The following is a 306-nucleotide window of genomic DNA, read 5'->3' as shown; positions in this document are numbered from 1 at the left end:
TCGATGCCGTCGACCTCGACGAGGCCGTTCTTCAGGAGGCGGGACATGGTCGAGTAGACCTGTCCGTAGTGGAGCGGGCGGTCGTGCCCGAATCGCTCGTCGAAGGCTCTCTTGAGGTCGTAGCCATGGCGTGGGCCGGACTCCAGAAGTCCGAGCAGGGTGTGGCCGATTGACATGCACGGCACTCTACACCACGCGTATACCTCGTGTGTATAGATGCATGAGGCTGGGCGTTTCCGCAGGTGAGAGGCGTTTCCCTGGCCTGTCCCTGCTAAGCCTCGTGAGGTGGCTCCGGGGGATGGGGGG

1 protein-coding gene is annotated in these 306 nt (G+C 63.4%); it reads right to left on the bottom strand.

Annotation, left to right across the window (positions count from 1 at the left end; translation table 11 throughout):
* A partial coding sequence (locus CCN51_RS57020) for a PadR family transcriptional regulator (RefSeq protein ID WP_425444749.1) occupies window positions 1-176 on the bottom strand: 176 nt, incomplete at its 3' end.
* Window positions 177-306: the final 130 nt, after the last annotated feature.

The organism is Streptomyces milbemycinicus (assembly GCF_002154605.1).
Taxonomy (GTDB): domain Bacteria; phylum Actinomycetota; class Actinomycetes; order Streptomycetales; family Streptomycetaceae; genus Streptomyces; species Streptomyces milbemycinicus.
Note: the sequence above shows the minus strand (reverse complement) of the source record. Positions and strands in the feature narration are given on the sequence as shown.